General features: G+C 59.1%; 19 protein-coding genes. 12 read left to right on the top strand and 7 right to left on the bottom strand.

Features of this window, described 5'->3' with window-relative positions:
• Window positions 1-6 precede the first annotated feature (6 nt).
• The 6 genes from AAGF34_RS07865 to AAGF34_RS07840 all read left to right on the top strand — a co-directional run bounded on the left by AAGF34_RS07865 (window position 7) and on the right by AAGF34_RS07840 (window position 6181).
• Complete coding sequence (locus AAGF34_RS07865; RefSeq protein WP_342620060.1) at window positions 7-720, top strand: DNA alkylation repair protein; 714 nt, start codon at window positions 7-9, stop codon at window positions 718-720.
• A complete protein-coding gene (locus tag AAGF34_RS07860; RefSeq protein WP_342620059.1) occupies window positions 717-1721 on the top strand; it encodes a xylose isomerase in 1005 nt (334 codons plus the stop codon). Before AAGF34_RS07865 ends, AAGF34_RS07860 begins: the two co-directional genes overlap by 4 nt.
• Before the next feature lie 30 nt (window positions 1722-1751).
• Window positions 1752-2933, top strand: coding sequence for an MFS transporter (locus tag AAGF34_RS07855; protein ID WP_342620058.1), 1182 nt, complete (start codon window positions 1752-1754; stop codon window positions 2931-2933).
• A 99-nt stretch (window positions 2934-3032) separates the two neighbouring features.
• Window positions 3033-4088, top strand: coding sequence for a sugar phosphate isomerase/epimerase (locus tag AAGF34_RS07850; protein ID WP_342620057.1), 1056 nt, complete (start codon window positions 3033-3035; stop codon window positions 4086-4088).
• A gap of 11 nt (window positions 4089-4099) precedes the next feature.
• Complete coding sequence (locus AAGF34_RS07845) at window positions 4100-5284, top strand: Gfo/Idh/MocA family oxidoreductase (protein ID WP_342620056.1); 1185 nt, start codon at window positions 4100-4102, stop codon at window positions 5282-5284.
• A gap of 411 nt (window positions 5285-5695) precedes the next feature.
• Window positions 5696-6181: a hypothetical protein gene (locus tag AAGF34_RS07840; protein WP_342620055.1), complete on the top strand. Its 486-nt coding sequence runs from the start codon at window positions 5696-5698 to the stop codon at window positions 6179-6181.
• A gap of 271 nt (window positions 6182-6452) precedes the next feature.
• Here AAGF34_RS07840 and AAGF34_RS07835 read toward each other — a convergent pair whose 3' ends face one another.
• From AAGF34_RS07835 to AAGF34_RS07820, 4 genes are all read right to left on the bottom strand, one after another.
• The gene (locus tag AAGF34_RS07835; protein WP_342620054.1) at window positions 6453-8618 is read right to left on the bottom strand and encodes an SEC-C metal-binding domain-containing protein; all 2166 of its coding nucleotides are present in this window, start codon (window positions 8616-8618) and stop codon (window positions 6453-6455) included.
• Window positions 8619-8976: 358 nt separating this feature from the next.
• Complete coding sequence (locus AAGF34_RS07830) at window positions 8977-9186, bottom strand: hypothetical protein (protein ID WP_342620053.1); 210 nt, start codon at window positions 9184-9186, stop codon at window positions 8977-8979.
• 8 nt (window positions 9187-9194) lie between these two features.
• Window positions 9195-9614, bottom strand: coding sequence for a hypothetical protein (locus AAGF34_RS07825; RefSeq protein ID WP_342620052.1), 420 nt, complete (start codon window positions 9612-9614; stop codon window positions 9195-9197).
• A gap of 129 nt (window positions 9615-9743) precedes the next feature.
• Entirely contained in the window at window positions 9744-10898 is a 1155-nt protein-coding gene (locus AAGF34_RS07820; protein ID WP_342620051.1) for a diguanylate cyclase, read from the bottom strand.
• 237 nt (window positions 10899-11135) lie between these two features.
• On the opposite strand from AAGF34_RS07820, the gene AAGF34_RS07815 reads away from it, so the two are divergent.
• The 6 genes from AAGF34_RS07815 (at window position 11136) to AAGF34_RS07790 (ending at window position 15588) form a co-directional block, all read left to right on the top strand.
• A complete protein-coding gene (locus AAGF34_RS07815) occupies window positions 11136-12065 on the top strand; it encodes a chromate resistance protein ChrB domain-containing protein (RefSeq protein ID WP_342620050.1) in 930 nt (309 codons plus the stop codon).
• Window positions 12066-12070: 5 nt separating this feature from the next.
• Window positions 12071-13261, top strand: coding sequence for a chromate transporter (locus AAGF34_RS07810; protein ID WP_342620049.1), 1191 nt, complete (start codon window positions 12071-12073; stop codon window positions 13259-13261).
• A 15-nt stretch (window positions 13262-13276) separates the two neighbouring features.
• The gene (locus tag AAGF34_RS07805) at window positions 13277-13618 is read left to right on the top strand and encodes a rhodanese-like domain-containing protein (RefSeq protein ID WP_342620048.1); all 342 of its coding nucleotides are present in this window, start codon (window positions 13277-13279) and stop codon (window positions 13616-13618) included.
• An 89-nt stretch (window positions 13619-13707) separates the two neighbouring features.
• A complete protein-coding gene (locus tag AAGF34_RS07800; protein ID WP_342620047.1) occupies window positions 13708-14748 on the top strand; it encodes a DMT family transporter in 1041 nt (346 codons plus the stop codon).
• Between the two features lie 37 nt (window positions 14749-14785).
• A complete protein-coding gene (gene arsC, locus AAGF34_RS07795; RefSeq protein WP_342620046.1) occupies window positions 14786-15151 on the top strand; it encodes an arsenate reductase (glutaredoxin) in 366 nt (121 codons plus the stop codon).
• A 203-nt stretch (window positions 15152-15354) separates the two neighbouring features.
• A complete protein-coding gene (locus AAGF34_RS07790; RefSeq protein WP_342620045.1) occupies window positions 15355-15588 on the top strand; it encodes a hypothetical protein in 234 nt (77 codons plus the stop codon).
• Between the two features lie 131 nt (window positions 15589-15719).
• Here AAGF34_RS07790 and AAGF34_RS07785 read toward each other — a convergent pair whose 3' ends face one another.
• The 3 genes from AAGF34_RS07785 to AAGF34_RS07775 are packed head-to-tail and all read right to left on the bottom strand — an operon-like array spanning window position 15720 to window position 17229.
• On the bottom strand, window positions 15720-16193 hold the full coding sequence (locus tag AAGF34_RS07785; protein WP_342620044.1) for a c-type cytochrome: 474 nt from the start codon (window positions 16191-16193) through the stop codon (window positions 15720-15722).
• Between the two features lie 2 nt (window positions 16194-16195).
• The gene (locus AAGF34_RS07780) at window positions 16196-16798 is read right to left on the bottom strand and encodes a TetR/AcrR family transcriptional regulator (RefSeq protein ID WP_342620043.1); all 603 of its coding nucleotides are present in this window, start codon (window positions 16796-16798) and stop codon (window positions 16196-16198) included.
• Complete coding sequence (locus AAGF34_RS07775; protein WP_342620042.1) at window positions 16795-17229, bottom strand: ester cyclase; 435 nt, start codon at window positions 17227-17229, stop codon at window positions 16795-16797. The genes AAGF34_RS07780 and AAGF34_RS07775 overlap by 4 nt, the downstream gene beginning before the upstream one ends.
• Window positions 17230-17315 lie beyond the last annotated feature (86 nt).

Raw genomic sequence — 17315 nt, 5'->3', positions numbered from 1 at the left:
GTCCCCATGCCGCTGACCCCTGCCGCCACTGAAACTCTGCACGCCATCACATCGGCTCTGAGCGCGCTGGCCGATGCCGGGCAGGCCCAGGGCATGAAGGCCTACATGCTCAACCAGTTCGCGTTTCTAGGCATTCGCGCGCCGGTGCGGCGGGACGCGCTCAAGGCCTTGCTGAAGCAGCCCTTCACGCAAGCCGAACTGCTGGCACTGGCGGAAGCGCTCTGGGCCATGCCGCAACGGGAATTCCACTACACCGCTGTAGACCTGCTGGCGAAGCAGCATGCGCGTCTGGACCCCAAGGCACTGCCGCGCCTGATCAAGCTGGTGCAGCACAACGCCTGGTGGGACACGGTGGACGGCCTGGCAGGTGTGGTGGGTGATGTCCTGCTCAGGGCCCGCACCAGTGACGCCCACATACAACGCCATGCCGATGCCTGGCTGCTGCACAAGAACCTGTGGGTGCGCCGCGTCGCCCTGCTGCACCAGCTGGGCTGGCGCGAGCAGACCGATGCCGAGCGCCTGTTCCGCTACGCGCTGGCCCTGGGCGGCGAGAAGGAATTCTTCATCCGCAAGGCCATAGGCTGGGCCCTGCGCGACTACGCCCGCACCGACCCGGTGGCTGTCACGCACTTCCTGGACCAACACGCGCAGCAGCTGTCCAACCTGACGGTGCGCGAGGCCGGCAAGCATCTGCGGCGCGCAGACGGACACGCCGCATGAGCGCGCAGCCCAACATCCGCGCGCTGCCGATTGGCATCAACCTCGACGGCGTGTTGGTGCACGACGGGCTGGGCATGCCCGATGCCGCCACGCGCATGGCCTGGGTGCAGCAGAGCGGCGCGTTCGACTACATCGAGAAGAACATGGACCCCAGCGAAAACTTCCAGCCCTACCTGGATGGGGTGCAGCGGTACGGCGTGCCGATTGGCGTGTTCGGCGGCATCTTCTGCGCCGGGCAGGACGAGCACCGCATGCGCTGGGGCTTGCGCATGGCGGGCCAGCTGGGCGCGCGCATTTTCAACATGCAGCTGTTTGCGCGCCACGCCGACGCACGCCCCATCACCGACCGCGAGGTAGCCGACTTCTTTCTGGAAGCCCTGGAGCACGGCCAGCCAAGCCATTGCCAGCCCAGCCTGGAAGTGCATGTGGACATGTGGAGCGAGCGCTTTCACCGCGTCGAGGCGGTGGCCAACTTGCTGGCGCAAAGCCATGTGCAGCTGGCGCTGACGCTGGACCACTCGCACCTGGTTTTCAAGATCGACAACCCGCACGAACTGGCGCTGAGTGACGTGGATGCGGGCACGGACGGTGGGCGCAGCTACCTGGCGCCGCGCCAGCCCCGCACCTTGTACACACAGTGGCTGCAGCAAGGCTGGGTGGTGCATGCGCACACGCGTAGCGTGGCCACCGGCATTGCGCACAACCCGCGCACATGGCGCACGCCCACGCTGCCGGGCCGGGCCATCCAGTACCCACTGCTGCAACCGGCACCGGAGCTGCTGTATTGCGCGTGGGATGCAGACGCCCTGCACGACTGGAAGACCGCCGTGCAAGACCTGCTGGCCCATATGCACGCGCATCCGAGGCACGCGCCGCAGCAGATCAGCTGCGAGTTCATCCCGTTTGCCGACTATGGCGGTGGCGCACGCTACTCCATCTGGGACAACAACCTGGCCTGTGCGCAGTGGCTGCGTGGGGAGTGGGCCAAGCTGATTGGGTAGTATGGGTACCAACCCATTCACTTCCCGCCGATGAAGCATTACCGCCAGTGGAGCGCAGCGTTCGCTTCCTATTTCACCATCCTGGGCCTGTGGACGGCCTTTGGACCGGGCGCGCTCATGGAGGCGGACCCCAAGGCCGCGCCGTTGGCGCTGGCTGTCATCACGCTGGTCTATTTTGTGGCCACGCCATTCGTCAAGGCGCTGTGGAACTGGCTGGGCTTTGCCCGAACCATTGTGCTCATGGGTGCGGGCGTGTCATTGAGCCTGTGCACCGCCAGCGTGGCGCCGCAGTGGCTGGCGTGGTGCGTGCCGGTGGCATTCTTCTTTGGCTCGGCCAGCTACACGCTGTGCGAAACCAAGATGCTGGAGGACCTAGCGCACGCGGGCCAGGGGCATGCCTTTGGGCGGGCGCGCAAATGGGGTTCGTTTGGTTTTCTGGCAGCAGCGTCTTTGGGTGGCGCGGCGTTCTCGGTAGGCGGGGTGGGGCGCTCGTTTTCCATTGCCCTGGGGCTGTGCAGCGCGGTGTATTTTTTCTGCTGCGTGGCCTTGGCGCGCGCCAGCCGTGATAGCGCGCCGGACCACACGCTGGAGGCGCCACACACCGCTCCCGCTGCCGCGGCGCCAACCGCTCCGGCACGCGAACCCGACCCCAAAGGCTACGGCACGGCCACCTTGCGCCGCCGCGTCATAGGCTCTGCGGCGGTGTCAGTCATGCGCCTGGCCGAGGCTGTGGCCACCACCTGGTTTGGCGCCTACTGGCTTGCCACCGGGCACAGCCCATTGCAGACCGGCCTGCTGTGTGCGCTGCCGGTGGCGGCCGAGTTTCTGGCCATGTGGAAGGGCGGCGCACTGCTGGCGCGTTACAGCGCCCCGGCCATGATGCTGTTTTGCTGCGGCATATCGGCGCTGCGCTGGCTGGCCACGCCGATGTGTTCTGCGCTGTGGTGTGCAGTGCCCCTGCAATCGGTGCATGCGTTTACCTTTGGCTTCTTTTACCCGGCGTCGCTGATCTGGCTCAAGCAGGCGTTTGGCGACAGCTTCTTCCAGATCCGCTACGCCACCGAATCCGGTGCCCGCGCCCTGACCGCAGCTGTGAGCTATGCGGCGGCGAGCTGGCTGCTGGCGGCCTTGGGCTATGGCGCCATCTTTGCCATCAGCAGCGCACTGGCGGCGCTGACGGGCCTGTGGTGGTGGAGGGTGTTGCGCGGTTGAGGCATCCCAAAAGGCATATGCACCCATAGCTTTTTTCACCTTGTCAGGCACTGCGGCCTGGGTCTATTCTTCGCCCTTCAACTAGAACGAAGGGGACCTATGAAGACCATCAAGGGACCGGCCATTTTTCTGGCCCAGTTTGCCGGTGACACGGCTCCGTTCAATTCCCTACCCGCCATCGCGCGCTGGGTCTCCGGCCTGGGTTACAAGGGCGTGCAGATACCCAGCTGGGATGCGCGCCTGTTTGACCTGAAAAAGGCCGCAGAGAGCAAGACCTACTGCGAAGAAGTCAAAGGTACGCTGGCAGAACACGGGCTGGAGATCACCGAGCTTTCCACCCACTTGCAGGGGCAGCTGGTAGCAGTGCATCCGGCGTATGACACCGGCTTTGACGGTTTTGCCGCACCCGAGGTGCGCGGCAACCCAGCCTTGCGCCAGCAGTGGGCGGTAGAGCAGATGATGCTGGCCGCGCAGGCCTCGGCCAACCTGGGGCTGGTGGCGCATGTGACCTTTTCGGGCGCGCTGGCCTGGCCGTATCTGTACTCGTGGCCGCCGCGCCCGGCCGGGCTGATCGAGTCGGCGTTTGACGAACTGGCCAAGCGCTGGCGTCCGATCCTGGATGCGTTTGACCATGCGGGTGTGGACGTCTGCTACGAGGTGCACCCCGGCGAAGACCTGCACGACGGCGTGAGCTACGAGATGTTTCTGGACCGGGTGCAAGGCCACAAGCGTGCCTGCCTGCTGTACGACCCCAGCCACTTTGTGCTGCAGCAGCTCAACTACCTGGACTACATCGACTACTACCACGACCGCATCAAGATCTTCCACGTCAAGGATGCCGAGTTCAACCCCACCGGCAAGCAGGGCGTTTATGGCGGCTACCAGCCCTGGCTGCAGCGGGCCGGGCGCTTCCGTTCGCTGGGCGACGGACAGGTGGACTTTACGGGCATCTTCTCCAAGCTGGCGCAATACGACTACCCCGGCTGGGCCGTGCTGGAGTGGGAGTGCTGCATTAAGCACCCCGAAGACGGCGCACGCGAGGGCGCCGCCTTTATCCGCGACCACATCATCCGCGTGGCCGAACGCGCCTTTGATGACTTTGCCGGTGGCAATGTGGACACCGCGGCCAACAAGAAGATGCTGGGCATTGCCTGAAGGAGAAGCGCATGGCGATTGAAGCAGGCAAGGCTGCGGGCGCACCGCGGCGCATACGGCTGGGCATGGTGGGCGGCGGGCAGGGCGCATTCATAGGCGGCGTGCACCGCATGGCCGCGCGCCTGGATGATGGCTACACCCTGGTGGCCGGTGCGCTCTCGTCCGACCCGCACCGCGCACTGAGCAGCGCAGCCGAGCTGCACATCTCGCCCGAGCGCGCCTATACCGACTACCAGGCCATGGCGCGCGCCGAGAGCCAGCGCGAGGATGGCATCGACGTGGTGGCCATCGTCACACCCAACCACCTGCACGCACCGATCGCCAGCGCCTTTCTGGACGCGGGCATCCATGTGATCTGTGACAAGCCGCTGACCTCCACACTGGCCGATGCAGAAGCGCTGGTGGCCAAGGTGCGCGCCAGCGGCTGCCTGTTTGCGCTGACGCACAACTACAGCGGCTACCCCATGGTGCGCCAGGCGCGCGCGATGGTAGAGGCGGGCTTGCTGGGCGATATCCGCGTGGTACAGGCCGAGTACCCGCAGGACTGGCTCAGCACCGACCTGGAAGCCACCGGCCAGAAGCAGGCCGCCTGGCGCGTGGACCCGCAGCAGGCCGGTGCCGGTGGTTCACTGGGCGACATCGGCAGCCATGCCGAACACCTGGCACGTTACATCAGCGGGCTGCAGCTCAGCGCCGTGTGCGCGGACCTCAGCACCTTTGTGCCGGGGCGGCTGCTGGATGACAACGCCCATGTGATGCTGCGCTATGCCAACGGCGCACGCGGCATGCTGTGGTCCAGCCAGGTGGCGCCGGGCAACGAGAACAACCTGAAGGTACGCATCTACGGCAGCAAGGCCGGCCTGGAGTTCCACCAGGAGAACCCCAACCAGCTCTGGTTCACCCCGCTGGGCGAGGCCCCGCGCCTGCTCACGCGCGCAGGCGCCGCTGCCGGCCCCGCCGCAGCCCACGCCAGCCGCATACCGGCCGGCCACCCCGAAGGCTATCTGGAAGGCTTTGCCCAGCTCTACCGCGACGTGGCCGAACAACTCCACGCCCGCTGGCAAGGCCGCCCCGCCGACCCACTGGCCTGCACCGTGCCCACAGTGGAAGACGGACTGCGCGGCATGCAGTTCATTGCGGCGGTGGTGGAGTCGAGTCGGGGGGATGGGAAGTGGGTGGAGGTGGGGGGTAATTAGTAACGCGTGGTCGATGCGGATTGAGGGGCTGATACAACAGGACTACAGACGTATTTGAGCCGTTCCGGGCCCGCTCGAATTTCTTGCCCCTCTGTCGCTAACCACGGCGACGAAGTCATGTCCGTCAATCGCGTTCCGTTCTGTGTGGGGCGACTGGAGGCCACTCGGCTTGCCGTCACGCAGATGACGGACGTTGAGCATGTCCTGGAACTGAGGCGCAGGCATGGACTGAACGATTGAGTGGCAAATTGTCTGGAAGTGGATTGAGGTAAATGTCTGGGTTGGGCCAGGTGCAGTCTTTGGCGAATGACCGCTTCCATGCATGGCGTTCTACGATCCAATTGACGGTTGAAGCGGGTGTCATAGGTAAACTGGTTCTTCGGATTCAGCCGATTAAATATGTTAGCCAAAATGACCACTATTCCAGCCCGAGACTTCTCCCTTGCCGTTTCAATGTCTGACTTTGTTGTCTGGCTCGGCGATGGAGATAACGATTTCTCTGAGAACGAAGCACTCAGAGCGGTACTAAAAGGCCTGGGTATTACGGTAGATCTACGCGTCCTGCACGCTACGTATTTTCATAGCACGCTAGTCGGAAACGGTGATGTCTATGTTTACCGGTCCGATAAGAACAGCAAGAACGTTTTCGCAATTGACTTGTATCGTGATCTAACCGACCAAATGGACATTGTTTCTTTTGCTGTTGGCTGCGATGAACATTGCCTATCGGTCGTTCGAAGCAACCTGCGCAAATTCTTTGACGAGGCATCCTGCCAAGTGCATTACGAAGAGGCAAGCTATTCGTCTCGACTTCGCCACATGATCGACCCGACAACTTATCCCGTCATCATTGAAGAATCAGGCTATGTGCAACAGATGCACGACCTCCATGTATAGGCTTTGGGCTCAACTGGGCCAGGTGCCGCCATTGGCCAATGACGACTTTGGGGAAGTGAATTTGACGTTTCCACCTGGTGCACTCTGCCGAGTCGAAAATTCAGCTTGAGGCTGCAAGCGGCCGTTGGTATATCGCAATAAATGACGTCCATCGAGCAACGGAACCTCACCTCCGGGTCCTAGGGCGATGACGCTGACAGGCATCTGATTCAAGGTCAACTCTGCTGCACGTACGCTGCCAGCACTCAAGTTGCACTTTGTCCCTAGTCACTCAAGCCCAACCATTCTGCAGGCAGCACTTCTTGTACTTCTTCCCGCTACCACAGGCGCATGGCGAATTTCGGCCCACCTTGAACTTGCGCGCGTCGCGGGCAAACTCGTGCAAAGCGTTGCGCCAATCTCGGCCATCGCCCATCTGCGCGGTGAGCTTGTCCATATCGTCAGATTGTTCCCAAGGCGAAACTTTAGCTATCGCTGTATGAATTTGACCGTCTGGTCCAATTGATACGCCGAACCAACGCATCGCCCGCAACAAATACTTTCGTGCCTCGCAGTGGGCTTGCAAGTGCGCCATCGCATCGTCGTCGTGCACGGCGTTGAAGTGCAGTGTTACCCCTGCTTGCCCCTCTCCAAAGTGAAAGGTGACATCGTGACGTCGCCCATCTGAACGCCCCTTCCTCACTAGCGCTTCATACGCCTGGTTAAATCCTCTCACGGCATCTTCGCCTAGGGAGAGCAGCAGCAGGCAGAACTCAATCGCCTCGGGTATTGCTTGCTCTTCGAGTTGGGCAACTACCGACTCGAAAGGAGTTCCCTTGAACTTGGTCAGGATTCCAGGTGGGTCGCGGTCGCCGGCATGCCCTTCGCGCCGGACCAGCAGAGCCGCATCCATGTCCATGGTGAACGAATCGTCCAGCATCGCCATGTTCACGTCGCCTAGAGGGCCCATGTTCGTTCTTAAGTGGATAGCCAGCGAAGTGAGTTCATGGTTCACCAGAAGCCTCTCTCCGACGGCCACACGCATCCGCAAGTAGTGCAGGAATCGAAGTGGGCTGAACAGGAATTCGGTGAGCACGTCGAGCAGGAAGACATCCATCACCAGCGGTGCCATGATGACGTCGGTGCTCTGCGGGTTCAAATACTGCCGAGCCTGATGGGCAAGAGCCGGGTAATTCTCGGCGACCACGCTCAACGTGAAGACCTCTTTGATGGCGGCCGGGACGGCAATCTCTTTGCCCTGCGCATCCTCAAGGCGGCATGCTCCCGCCACCAAGAAGTTGGCGCATTCCCAGCCCTGGTCACATGCATCCTGAATCGCAGCCGCGAAGTCCTTCTGAAGCTGGCCATCATTCCCCTTGCGAGCCTCCAGAGTCAGCTTCTTCGCCTTGGCTTGAACCACAACGACGCGATCGCCAAACGTGACCAAGACATCGGCCTCGCCCACGACCTGTTTTCCCTTGAGGAAATTCACGTTCGTATAGACGTTCCCACTTCCGAAGACCAGTGCCAAGCGCCGCGCCGCAAAGTTCTCAGTGAACGCTCCACGGTGCGCATTCGCCGTCGGCCTATAGACCTTGTCAGCAAACATCCAGTAGAACGGCGATTCATACAACGCCTCGCACAGCAAAGGAGAGTTGATAAGCAAGACGCTTTCGTCGCCAGTAGAAATTAGCGGGGTCGCCGCAATCTCGTTGAAATCCCCCACGCCCTTGAAGCCTGCGTTCCGACCGGCCAGTGTGAATGCCTGGAAAAAAGCTCGAACGACGTCTAGCGCCACGCCACTGCGATGCGCAACCTCCCCTGCCCGGAACTCGAACACGGAAAGCCAGGTCTCTGGCTGTATTCCCGATTCCGCCGCCGTGTTGTAGAGGTCAGCGCCTCGAGCGCTGGTCTCATCGCACATGCAGCGCGCAATTTGCCGCGCCTGATTGGAAGTGAATCCCTTGTTTGCGACCAGCCACGCATCGTCGTGCCCGTACTTTTCCGGCACTAAATCGCGATACTGGAATTGATGCGCGCCTTCAGTGCCGTAAAAGATGGCCTCCCGCAGGGACGCCCCTTCAGCGAGGTCTTCAACCGTCTCGCTCGCGAATGCCTCGGAAAATGCTGCCGCTGCTGGTGCCCAGATGGCTTCGTGGAATTCCTTCAACAGCGAATCGGTGCGGGAGACATAGCTCGCCAAGTCGGCTGCCGACGGAATCGTAAAGTCCAACGAGTTTTGGCACATCAAGCCCAGTACGGTTGTCAGTTCAGTCCGCAGTAGATGCTCTGGTTGATGAAACTTCTGGAGGTCCTTGGCCTTCAACTCGTTCAGATAAACGACGAGGTTGTCGCGCACGCAGATGGCCGCGACTGCGTGCACGTAGCCCGGTGACGCGGTAAGTGCCTTTAGGTCGGCAAAGACCTCTGGCTCACTTCGAGTTGCTTTAGGTTCCACTGTGTGAAGACTCCGGAAAGACTGCCCTTTGGAGGGAACCAGGCCGTTTCAGGCGACTGTTCTTTGCTCCAGTGAGCAGTTGAACCATAGCCGAAGTCCGGCTAACGGTGTTGGATACGTGAGAGCCCCCGTTCCACCAGGCCCCCGCTGAAATCAATCGCTAGGTGAAGCGGCGAACTACTGCTTCCGCTGCATTTCGGTCGCCCACCGGCCCTAAGCGGCCCCTCGCTTTTCACGTCTGCTATTGGGTGGTGGATTCAACTTGGCGGAATTCCGCTTAGGGTCGCTTGCTGCTATCGCTTGGGGCCAGTTAAGGATAGTCGCTAACGACTGGTTTCCGCAACAGGCAGCGCCACACTCAATCCTTCAGGTGCAATCCCAGAGCATCCAACTTCTTTGCGTACGAGTCTCTCCGTTTTGCCGCCTTCGCAGCTGCATCCGTGGCGGCTTGGATGGCCTTGGGCCCTTTTTGCGCAGCAGCTTTGATCAATCCGAACTTGTGATCAGCATCTGCCTCCGCCCGCTTGAAAGTGGCGATGATTTCGGCATGGGCATCGGATGGGTTCACGGGCACCCTTAGAGCTTGACGTTGGTGCGAAGCAAAGCGGTTCTCAATTCGCGCGTGGCAGGTTTTGAAACATCCACCTTTTGCACAGCCAGGTCGAACGATGAGCCTGGCCTGATGCTGGTTGGCACAATCTTCTTTGCGGGATTTGCAGTGGGGTACGTGCCCTGACCCGGCCCCGGACACATGCGAACGGAAAACCCGAATTCTTCGAGTACGCCTTTTGCATACAACTCCGCCAGTTGCTGAAACGTCACGAAGGTGGAGCGTTTGACTTCTTTGAGCCCTGGCTCACGGATGTCACGAACGATCTCGAATTTGCCCAGCGTATCCCGCTGCGTATCGGTAAACGGATGCAGCAAAAAAGTCTGACGAACCCCATTCTGTTTGGACACCCGCGTGTGCTCGACGGCGATATCAGTTAATAGCATGTTGTTTTCCTTTTGATTCCATAAGCCACAGCGGGTTCAACCACTTTGGCCGCCCTGCCGATCCGTTGGTCTCTACACCGTACCCAAGGTGGAAGACGGACGTGGATCATGTGCGAATTGAAGGAACTATCAACCATTACAAGGGTTAGCCAATACGATCCGATTGCGTCCTAGAGTTTTGGCGTCATACAACGCAGTGTCAGCGCGTATCAACGTCTTCTCAATGGCCTCTCCGTTGCAATATTGGGTTAACCCGATAGATACAGTCATTTTCAGGTGACTGTCACTCACGGGAATCTCAATTTCCGCCACTTTCGCACGAACTCTTTCGAGGCAAACTTTGCCAACCGATACCTCGGTTTCTGGGAGCAGGACTATAAATTCCTCACCTCCCCAGCGCGCCAGCGTGTCATTGGTACGAATATTATTTTGCACCACAGTAGTAAACATCTGTAGGGCTTGATCTCCTACCTGATGTCCGTATTCGTCATTGATTCGCTTGAAATAGTCGATGTCTAGTATGGCTAAAAGTAGGGGCGAGGAAGAACGTTGTGTGCGCTGCACTTCATCATGCATTTTTTCCAGCATGAAGCGACGATTGGCAGTCCCAGTTAGTTCGTCGCGAGTAGCAATTTGTTGTATCTTGTCAAACGCCGCCGCAATTTGATTCTTCTGGTTACGCATATAGGCGCTCATTTGCTGCAGTCGCCAAGTTAAAAAAGTAGTGGCTGACAATACCAGGAACACCATGAAAAGATAGGCGACAAATAGTCCGACGGGTTCATCTGTGTTCAAGTGCCGCAATGCATATATCGTTGCACCACTAAACAGAACAATGCCATATAAGGCAACCAAGCCTACTTGACGCATGGACAAGCCAAACATGCCAAACATAAGCACTACAGATAGGATGGGTAACGCCACTCCACGGCCATGGCCCGTAATGATGAAAGCCGCTGCATTACACGCTATGGCATAGAGCATTTGAATAAAGGCCAGCGAAGGATCTTCCATGCGCAAAGATATGCCACTGCGAATCAGTGCATAGATCACTACGAGTCCGAGGCTGGAGGCCATAGCCCACGTGTCTATGTCGCCCATTCCCTCGATTCCTACCAAGCGCATGAAATAGACCACGCCAATGCAAGCCAGCATCAGTACCGCAGCTAGTAGGAACTGGCTGGTTCGTATGCGCATGGGTTTTTGATTGCCCAATAAATATCCAAGTCCCCGGCAGATCAGTACATCAAGAACCGAAACGTACTTATTTTTAGTGGCTTTCACAGCGAGTCTCCGTTATTGGAGAATATTACTGCGGATAGATTTCGTTTGGCATCATTTGCGAGTAGGTTCAACGACTTTGACTTGAATCTATGCATCGAGTCCACGATTCGCTTCTTGAGCTTCCTGCCCTGAGGGATGCCCTTTCGGGCCGGCTTCACGCCTAAGCGCCCACGCCGCAGACATAGGTATTCCAATTTTTGATTGCAATAAGTACTACATCTATGTAGCATTTGTTGCATGACTTCTTGGCTCTCACTCATCCTCAGTCTTCCCACCGAGAACGCGAATACCCGTATGCGGACCTGGCGTGCGCTCAAGGCCTCGGGCGCGGCCGTCCTTCGTGACGGTGTGTACCTGATGCCAGACCAGGTGGCCTGCCGCTCAGTCCTTGAACGCGTTGCCACCGAGGTTGCCGACTCAGGCGGAACGTCTTATGTCACGCGTATTGAGGAGCCGCCAGGTGCTGATTTCAAGGCGATGTTTGACCGCAGCGCTGAATTCGCGGCATTGCTGGAAGAAGTGCGGTCCACAGCGCTGGAGGTCAACGAAGAAAGCGCTTCCGAGCTGGCAAAGAGGGCGCGCAAGTTGCGCAAGGCATTCGCCGGTATCGTGGAGATTGACTTCTTTGTCTCAGAAGCCCAAAAGCAAACCGAGGCTGGCCTACAGGCTTTGGAATTGGCACTGGCGCGCATTCTTTCCCCGGACGAACCTCACCCGATCGAAGCCCAGATAGCGCGCCTGGATGCCAAGGCGTTCAAGGGCAAGACCTGGGCCACACGCCAACGCCCCTGGGTTGATCGCCTGGCAAGCGCCTGGTTGATTCGCAACTTCATAGACCCCAAGGCGAAGTTCATTTGGCTGGAGAGCCCCCAAAAATGCCCCAGGGATGCGGTCAGCTATGACTTTGACGGTGCGACCTTCAGCCACGTAGGAGCCAAGGTGACATTTGAGGTTCTGCTGGCCAGCTTTGGTTTGGAGACTCCATCATTGCAGCGCATGGGCCATCTGGTTCACTTTCTGGATGTCGGTGGACTGCAACCTCCCGAAGCCGCTGGTATCGAGAGCGTTCTGGCAGGGATGCGCGACTCCAAGGAAAGCGACGACCGTCTACTGCAAGCGGCCTGCGCGGTGTTTGATGGTTTGTTGCAGAGCTTCTCCAAAGGATAGATGCCATGGCAAGCCGTGAGATGACTTCCAATGCGCCTGGCGAATCGGTGCGCTATACGCTGTGGCAACTGGTGCTGTATTTCCTGAAGTTGGGGACCATGGGCTTTGGGGGCCCGGTGGCGCTGGTGGGTTATATGCGCCGCGACCTGGTGGAGCATCGTGGCTGGATAACCGAGGCAGACTACAAAGAGGGCCTGGCCTTGGCGCAATTGGCTCCCGGCCCCATGGCCGCCCAAACCGCCATCTACCTGGGCTATGTCCACTATCGCGTTGTGGGAGCCACCCTGGCCGGTCTTGCCTTCGTTCTGCCATCGTTCTTCATGGTTGTTGCACTGGGTTGGACTTATCGCCAATTTGGCGGACTCACCTGGATGCAGGCCGTGTTCTACGGCGTGGGCGCCGCAGTCATCGGCATCATCGCCATCAGTGCCCACAAACTGACCACCAAGAGCATTGGCAAGGACAAGTTGCTGTGGGCAATCTTTCTCATACTGGCCGTGGTCACTGTGGTCACGGAGTCTGAAATTGCCTGGCTGTTTCTGGCCGCAGGCGTCGTGACATGGCTTTGGCGCGCGCCGCCCAAACGGTTGGGCGGTGGTGGGCTGGCTGCAGTCCTGCCTGTCGACGTGGTTCACACCGGCAGCTTCATGGCGACACTGGACTGGACCTTGCTGACCCAGATCGGCGTGTTCTTTGCCAAGGCTGGCGCATTCGTGTTCGGGTCCGGACTGGCTATCGTTCCGTTTCTGTATGGCGGCGTTGTCACCGAGCACCATTGGCTCAATGAAAAGCAGTTTGTGGATGCCGTGGCGGTGGCCATGATCACGCCGGGGCCGGTGGTCATTACCGTGGGATTCATTGGCTATTTGATTGCTGGTTTCCCCGGAGCTTGCATGGCCGCGCTGGCTACCTTCTTGCCCTGCTATCTGTTCACCATCATTCCGGCACCGTACTTCAAGAAATACGGCAAACTTCCTGCCATCGTGGCCTTTGTGGACGGGGTAACCGCCGCAGCGGTAGGGGCCATCACGGGCTCCGTCATCGTCATTGCCAAGCGCAGCATTGTGGATGTACCCACTGCCGTCATGGCGTTGCTCACGATCGCCATTCTCTTGAAGTTCAAGAAGCTACAAGAGCCTGTGGTGGTTGTGAGTGCCGCACTCATCGGGCTCGTGCTGTATCCACTGACCCACTAGACCAAGGAGCATTCCATGCAATTCATTTCGGTAACCGAACTGGCCCGACAGTTGAAGGAGGGGAAGCCCATCAGGTTGCTGGACGTGCGACGAGGGCAGGCGCGCTTTGCATCAGGAGTGCAAATCAGCGGTGCCCAATGGAGGGATCCGGCGCTGTGGCTGGACTGGAAAGATGACATTGCACATGACGTCCCCATCGTGGTGTATTGCGCCCACGGCCACGAGATCAGCCAGGGATTGACGGCCACGCTGCAGGCCATGGGCGCAGATGCCTGTCACCTGGAAGGCGGCATCTTCGAGTGGCTGGCCCAAGGGCAAGCCGTCACGCCACTCCAATCGACGGGGGATGCACCGTGAAACGGACTAACCGTGAGTGCCCCCAAGCTTGGCCACGCAGGAAGTAGCGACATTTCGATGGATTCCTGCGATGGGCCGACAATCTGGCTATGAATAGAAATGTCCTTTATGCACTAGGTGCCGCCGGTCTGTTTGGGGCGAGCACACCATTTGCGAAGCTGCTCACGGGTGACATGCCTGCGGTTCTGCTGGCGGGTCTTCTTTACCTGGGGAGTGGGTTCGGGCTGACGGTAGTGCGGTTTGTCCGGGATGGGGGCTTCAAACCATCGGGCCTGCGAAGCAATGAGTGGCCATGGTTTCTGGGAGCGGTTTTCTTTGGGGGTATTCTGGGTCCCGTAGCTCTGATGCTCGGCCTGAAGTCCACCAGTGGGGCCACTGCGTCACTCCTCTTGAATCTGGAGGCGGTGTTGACGGCCGTCATTGCCTGGTTTGTATTCAAGGAAAACGCAGACAGACGCATTGTGCTGGGCATGCTGGCAATTGTGGCAGGCGGCATTGCATTGAGCTGGCAAGGAAATTCCGCTTCACAAGTGAGCCTTTCCGGTCCCGCACTGGTCGCTCTTGCATGTCTTTGCTGGGCCATCGACAACAATCTCACGCGCAAGGTTTCTGCGTCAGACGCTCTGTTCATCGCAGGCATCAAGGGGTTGATTGCCGGGGCGGTAAATACACTGCTTGCCCTTGCCATGAGTGCCACATTGCCTGACTTTTCCACGGTAAGTGCAACCATGGTGGTTGGCCTGCTGGGCTATGGCGTCAGCCTTGTACTGTTTGTGCTTGCGTTGCGTGGACTGGGAACAGCGCGAACGGGAGCGTATTTTTCGACCGCACCATTCATTGGCGCGGCAGTGGCTCTGATAGTCTTTGCGGAAGCCACGAGCGTTGCGTTCTGGATCGCAGCGGCGTTGATGGCCCTCGGGGTGTGGCTACACCTTACCGAGCACCACGCGCACGAGCATGTCCACCAGGAATTGGAGCATGAGCATGAGCACAGCCACGATGAACACCACCAACATACCCATGGGTTTGGATGGAGTGGTAGCGGCAAGCACAGCCACCTTCACAAGCACCTCGTCATGACGCACAGTCATCCGCATTACCCGGACATTCATCACCGGCACGGCCATTGAAGCGCCATATTGTTACAGCCATCAGAGGAACAAGAGGATGAGCAAGATCACAATTTATCACAATCCAGCCTGCGGTACGTCGCGCAACACGCTGGCTCTGATTCGCGACAGCGGCGTCGAACCCGAAGTCATTGAATACCTCAAGACGCCTCCGGGCAAAGCCAAATTGCAGGAACTGCTTAAGGCCATGGGCATTGGCGTGCGCGCATTGCTGCGTGAGAAAGGTACGCCCTATGCGGAGCTGTCCCTGGCGGATCCGAAGTGGACAGATGACGAACTGCTGGACTTCATGGTTGAGCATCCCATCCTGATGAATCGCCCGGTGGTCGTTACACCGCTTGGCACCAAGCTCTGCCGCCCCAGCGAAGCTGTGCTCGACATATTGCCCGAACCTCAGGTCTGAGCGTTCAACCAGGACCGCCAGCACAAGTTTGACGGGCCAGTCTTCTGTTGGCAAGGTTGAGAGGAAATCGTCTTGTCGGACGGGAATTCACCACGTTCCCATATCTGCCTTCTTTCATCGCAACTTGAAGATTTTGTGCGCATGGATATCTTCTGTAAGCGACAGTCGATCCATTCACCTGGATCTTTGAGAGGAGGTGTGACATGCTTGAAGACAGCCTTGCCTTTGCGATCGTCAAGGGGCGGTTTCCTCATGTTGGTCACATGCTTCAGGAGCATTGGGAGGATCCTGATTTCATGACCTACATGGAGGATTTGTTACGCCGGGACCGATTACGCAAAGGCTTTCCCAGCGAGGTGGACAGGGCACTCCAATCGCTGGTGATAGAGCACGATATAGAGTTTCCGAACTTCACCCGAGCAGATCACGATTTTTGATTGCTCCGGCGCTCTGCGGGTACCAGCGCTGATCACGTGACATGTCGGGACAAGGAATTGAAACGAGGGTCCTCGCTCTTTGGGTTGCGCCCTCTCTTCGCCGGTAGCGCTCCTGACCAGCGGAGGCTTGTTTAGGGAAACCGAACTACCGGCCCCTCCGCCTTGGCATTCGGTGGTACATACGCGGGAGCCGACGCACCTGTCGGCCCCAGTGACCGGGTGAATGCGTAGATAGCCTTGAGATCCGCGTCAGTCATGGCGCGGACGTTGAACCATGGCATGGGCGGGCGAGGTTCCATGGTGCGTGCGTGGCTTACCCATTGCTGCTCGCTCATACCCGCGAGAAGCAGTCTCAGGTTGGTGGCGTAGGTCGTGCCCCAGGGACCTTGCCAACCTAGCGCATCACCCGTGAGCCAGAGGCTTTCATCGACCTTGCCGTTGCTGGGTCCGTAGTTCGGTGTGTGGCAGTCATTGCAGCCCGCCACCCTGACCAGGTAATGGCCGCGCTCGACCCGACTGGCAGGCGGCTTGGGTGTTTGCGCTGTGGCAGCGAACACTGTGCCTGCAATGGTCAGGCCGAGGGCAATTCTGGAAATGTATTTCATGGTTAATTCCTTTCAGCTGCGGCGACCAGTGCCCGTATGGCCCATCGCCTGACTTTGCGTGCTTCGTCATCGTCGAGCCTCAGCACGTCCTTGAAAACAATCACGGCTTCCGGTCCCATGACCAGGGCCAGCGCGTGCTTGAGATGCTTCAACGCCGCAGGCGAGAAGCGATCACCCACAGGAGCCAACGCGGCTTCGATCAGCGGTGTGCGGCGGTTCTGGCGTGCGGGTAGCAGTGTGTCAATCTCACCGCGGGCACTGAGTTCCAGCGACTGCGCCAGCATCAGGCGCAATGAGGTCTCGTTGGCCACAGTCATGGCGTGCAGTGCATCGTCTATGCGTTCGAGCCGTGCGACCGGGTTCGTCGCAGAAGCCCCTGCCAGCACCTGCTGCGCATCCGGGGTGTCGACATCGATCAACGCCTCCAGGTTGAGCACTTCGACCTTGGGAAAGTAGCGATAGGCTGTTGCGCGCGAGACTTGGGCTCGTGCTGCCACTTCTTCCAGGGTAGGTCGCTCGCCGCTCGACATCAACTCGGCCGCGGCCTTCAACAGCGTCTGGCGCGTGCGCTGCTTTTGTTGATGGCGCAAGTCTTGTTCGGTCATGCTGCGACCGCCACTTGCGGTAGCTGCTGAAGAATGGCGGCCATATCGACCCAGACGTTTTCCCGGCTGATCTGGCCGTTCTCGGCGAATTCAATGACGTGCAGCAAGCGGAAACTCAGGGGGCGGTCGCCACCGTCGAGACCGAATGGCCGACCGGGTGCCTTTCCGCTCCACAAGGAATCGTCAACCATGAAACCGTCACCGTACAGACGGCGCAGCGATTTGACTTGACCGTGCGACAAGTCGGCAAACAGGGTTTCATAGAACGGCCGGGCGCCTTCGCGGCCGCGGCTGGGTCCCGTTGGCCAACCGACCACGTCGTGCTCGACCTCGGGTGTCAAAGTACGCAGAACGCCCGCGACGTCGTCGCGCGCCTCAAAGTCGAAATGTTCGTCGAGTCGGCGGTCCATTTCTTCAGGAGTGAGTAGCATGGTTATGCTTCCTTTCATGATTTGGGTTGCTTCATTTATGAGACAAAAATCTCATGAAGAGAATTCTAGCTCACCAAAAAAGACTT

Origin of the sequence: Rhodoferax sp. GW822-FHT02A01 (assembly GCF_038784515.1) — a bacterium.
In the GTDB taxonomy this organism is placed as follows: Bacteria; Pseudomonadota; Gammaproteobacteria; order Burkholderiales; family Burkholderiaceae_C; genus Allorhodoferax.
This window is presented reverse-complemented; position numbering and strand designations above follow the sequence as displayed.